At 55.9% G+C, this 3,673-nt stretch carries 4 protein-coding genes; 1 reads left to right on the top strand and 3 read right to left on the bottom strand.

Features of this window, described 5'->3' with window-relative positions; all coding sequences use genetic code 11:
• Positions 1-118: 118 nt before the first annotated feature.
• Together LWE61_RS20470 and LWE61_RS20475 are read right to left on the bottom strand one after the other, a co-directional pair.
• A complete protein-coding gene (locus tag LWE61_RS20470) occupies positions 119-829 on the bottom strand; it encodes a PAS-domain containing protein (protein ID WP_234152494.1) in 711 nt (236 codons plus the stop codon).
• On the bottom strand, positions 826-1,974 hold the full coding sequence (locus LWE61_RS20475; protein WP_234152495.1) for an FIST signal transduction protein: 1,149 nt from the start codon (positions 1,972-1,974) through the stop codon (positions 826-828). The genes LWE61_RS20470 and LWE61_RS20475 overlap by 4 nt, the downstream gene beginning before the upstream one ends.
• 564 nt (positions 1,975-2,538) lie before the next feature.
• Here LWE61_RS20475 and LWE61_RS20480 point away from each other — a divergent pair.
• The gene (locus LWE61_RS20480; protein ID WP_234152496.1) at positions 2,539-2,949 is read left to right on the top strand and encodes a response regulator; all 411 of its coding nucleotides are present in this window, start codon (positions 2,539-2,541) and stop codon (positions 2,947-2,949) included.
• A 517-nt stretch (positions 2,950-3,466) separates the two neighbouring features.
• Here the strand turns inward: LWE61_RS20480 and LWE61_RS20485 are convergent.
• The coding region (locus tag LWE61_RS20485; protein ID WP_234151681.1) for a transposase at positions 3,467-3,673 on the bottom strand (207 nt) is incomplete at its 5' end.

The following is a 3,673-nucleotide window of genomic DNA, read 5'->3' on the forward strand; positions in this document are numbered from 1 at the left end:
CGCTTGGGGGGCGCGCAGCGCCGGCCGTGGGTCCCTCCTATGGACTACCGGGACAACCGCCTGGCAACCCGAAAAGGGGGTCCCTATTGCACGCCGATATGGGGTCCCGGTTCGACGCCTATTTACAATCGAGGTCAAGACACATTATAGCGCAACGCTCATTGCGCGCGGCGTTCCGCACCATCTCCTGTAAGCGCTCTCGTAACAAGAATCGATTGGCGAGGTCGGTCAGGGCATCGTGACGCGCCAGATGGGCGATGCGCGCAGCGGCGCTACGACTTTCTGTAATGTCTGCGATCGTGTCGAGATACCCTCCCCCCACGATCCAAGTCCGGCTGACAATCAGGGTCCGTCCGTCCGGCCAGCTTTGTTCGACAAAGCTATGTTGCTCATCCAGGCTCACATGCTCTCTGATGAGATGCTGACGAAACCTCGGCTCCATGACCCGCATGACTGGGCTGATCGAAAGCAACGGCTCAAGACTCGAGCCCGAAGCGCAGAGCATTTCACTCAGTCCGTATATTTCCTGGAATCGACGGTTGCCCACCACGAGCATGCCGTTGTTGTCGAAGAGACAAAGGCCTTGAGTCATATTGTCGAGCGCTGCCTTGAACCGGGCAGCCTGAAGGGCGCTTGCGGCGACCGCTTCTTCTAGTTCCTCCGCCATGAGCTCATTGGCCCGGTCCGTCCGCTGGCGATCTGCATCTTTCTCCTGATAAGCCCTGGAGACCAGACCGAGCAGGCGGTCAGTGTCGAGTTCGCCTTTTGCTCCGCTCGCCTTGGTCAATTGACGGCAGAGCAGCGGGTGCAGGTCGGCGCGCGCTTTCACGCCGCCTCGCTCAACAGCGTCAGAGTAACGGTCTGGTTATGAAGGCCGCAGACCTCCGAAACATTCTGGGGGGCGATTTCGCCGTAGGAATAGAATCCCGCTATCTTCGTAGCTACACCGAGCGCTTCGGATACTGCATCGACCTCTTCCTCAGTGCTTTGACCCATCAGCAGGCGGCGCCCCACACAGCTGACGAACAGGCAGAGTTCGGAATCGACTTTCGTGTCACCCATCGCAGTCCTCGCATGCTGCGCTGCCTGCCGCGCCCCTTCGACGAGGCTTTCTTGTGTTCCGCGCATGAGTTTTGCACACCAACCCTCGGGAATGTCTCCTGCCAGCGTGATCGACCGTGCGTCATGATCCACCGACAAGATTGTGCGCACAACGGCGTCATCGGGATTTGCCTCATCCCAGATCATCAGCGGGAAAAGGAGTCCAGACGCTGGGAGCCCGGTCGCCTCGTCACCCAGATACCGCTTGTAGAGGTCGAGTGCAGGCTTATGGTCGAGTTCCAGAAGCGTGGATCCGGCAGATTTGGTGACCCGGCGTGTCGGACCGAACTCGCTCCAACCTCCGGCAATGCCATGGGCAAGTCGGACCGACGTTCCATAAAAGCCGATGGCAGCGATCGCTTTCTCAACCGGTTTGCCATTGATCGAAATCCAGGTCGTCTCGAACCGGGCGCCATCGCCGGCAAGCCCGCCGCTGATGACCGCCTTGCGACCGAGAATCGATTGGATGCCTTCTACCAAGGCGCTTCCATTGACGCCCAGTCCGCTACTCAGGAGAAACAAGCCCGCGAGATCGGGTGCCGCGATCTTTCGGGCAAGCGCTGCGCCTGCCGGAAAAGAGCGGTCAATATCTGCCAAAGGTTCACAATGGAGGGCAATGCGGGTACTCTCGAAGCCGACGAGGACGATAAGCAGACCGTCGTCATGGAGGTCCACGCCCTTCACGAGCGTACCGGTGCTACAACCGAGATGCGCGGCAAGGGGAAAGCGCTCGAACAGCCCAGCCGGCGCCCTCCCGGAAGCAATTGTGTCAGTATCCCCAAAAAGGAAAATCAGATTCGGGCTTCTTTCGACCGAGAGCTGTGCAATCTCATCGAGGCTTTCACTGCACAGATAGAATTTCTCGACCCACATGGAAGACCTCGCGTTGAACTGGAGGCTATCGTCACCGTGGCGCTGGCATGTCGTCGGCACCCTATAGGATTGAAGGACCGAGCCGTGACAGGGGCGTAGGAACGAGAACCGTTTTGATTGTCGTTCCGACCTAGCTGAATTTGTTAACGACTGGTTTAAGCAGAGGCACCGTATATATACGGAGGCCTATGGCGTTAGAACGCTGATTTTAGGAAATTTTTTTAGATTGTCTCCTTACAATTTAATAGCGGCAGACAGGTCAGAGCGCCTTCGAGACACCCCTGAAATGCATTCGGGATAGAAAAATTGATGTCGCTGTCCTAGTCGATCTTGCCGAAAGCCAAATCCTATCAGCGGAAATCACCGCCCGTTTCAACGATGAAATGGAACATCGCTATTTGGCCGGCGTGGATGAGGAATCCATAAATTGCTCCTCCGTAGTCAGCCGGAGTTTTGCGTCCCGGCCACAACTCCTATCTGTTCGAACGAAGAGATCGACTGGACGAGTCGATGATAAAAAGATTTTCATTAAATTGAATCTAGCAGTCGGAAAGGTCCGCCAGAATGCACGCTCTTATTATTGAGGACGACAGCCGAATTGGTTTGGCGATCTGGAGTCTCTTGCAGTCACTCGGCTTCGAAAGCGTGACGATCGCGCAGACGGAGAAAGCGGCGATGGCAGACGCTCTTCGTGAGCGCCCCGATTTCATCACATGCGATGTTCATCTCAAAGAGGGTCTAGGCACCCGCGCGGCGCACCTCATTCGCAAAATGCATGGGCCAGTGCCCATGGTCTACATCACGGCGTCGCCGGCCGATATCGCGGACAGCGATCCATCTGCACCGATTATCGTTAAGCCCTTTTCACCGCGAGCACTGTTTGACGTCTTAAAAATTGTAGGAGTGGAGGTCGATCTGTCAGTCACGGCTGCGCGCGACCAAGGCTGGCGAAGCCAAATCTTCGCTGCACACTGATGCAGTCTTGCTGCCGGATGCCACTGGCAACAGGTGCTCAGCCTGGGCGCATCTCTTTGCGAAGAAGCCTGGACCAGAACAATGGCTTTTGTCGCGCCCTGGGTGGGCAAGTCCACGATGCATGCGAAGCTCAAGCGCTGATCGCTGCCACTCCCGAGGGGCCACCCTTTACCTGATGGTGGCAGACGAGCTCATTTATCCTTCTGCGCGAAAGCGCTCAGGTATTTTTACGTACATTAGCTTTTAATATTTTGCAAAAATTTCTACCGATACTGCCTCTCAAAGAAATGACCTATTAGTTTTTCGATTGGCCCAAATTCGGGCATGCGGAAGGCAGTCTAATGTCTAAACTCCAAGAACGCCTGTCATTCTATGGGCTACAGAATCTTGAGAGCCGAACTTTGTCCGGCATTCATCGGGTAGTTTGCAGGCATATCGCTAGCCGCCTCACGAAATTCTACAAGAAGATTTCCACGGTTCCAGCACTGTCGCAGTTCTTTAGAGCCTGTCTTGGATCTCATGCGTAACGAGCGACGCGCCTGATGAGAACGATAGCCGCGGCGGCATAGAGTAGCGCAGTTGCGGATTTGATGGTTTGCTCGAAGTCCTTGGCGAGGCGGCGATTGCGGTTGAGCCATGCGAAGGTCCGTTCGACCACCCATCGTCTGGGATGGACGACGAAACCGGTCTGATCGGCGAATTTGCGGACAATCTCTATCGTGAT

It is taken from the genome of Sphingobium sufflavum, from assembly GCF_021403115.1.
Classification (GTDB): domain Bacteria; phylum Pseudomonadota; class Alphaproteobacteria; order Sphingomonadales; family Sphingomonadaceae; genus Sphingobium; species Sphingobium sufflavum.

Bases quoted from the DNA above. Each gene is read 5' to 3' on its own strand.
- LWE61_RS20475 (WP_234152495.1), bottom strand. From the start codon at position 1,974: ATGTGGGTCGAGAAATTCTATCTGTGCAGTGAAAGCCTCGATGAGATT.
- LWE61_RS20480 (WP_234152496.1), top strand. From the start codon at position 2,539: ATGCACGCTCTTATTATTGAGGACGACAGCCGAATTGGTTTGGCGATC.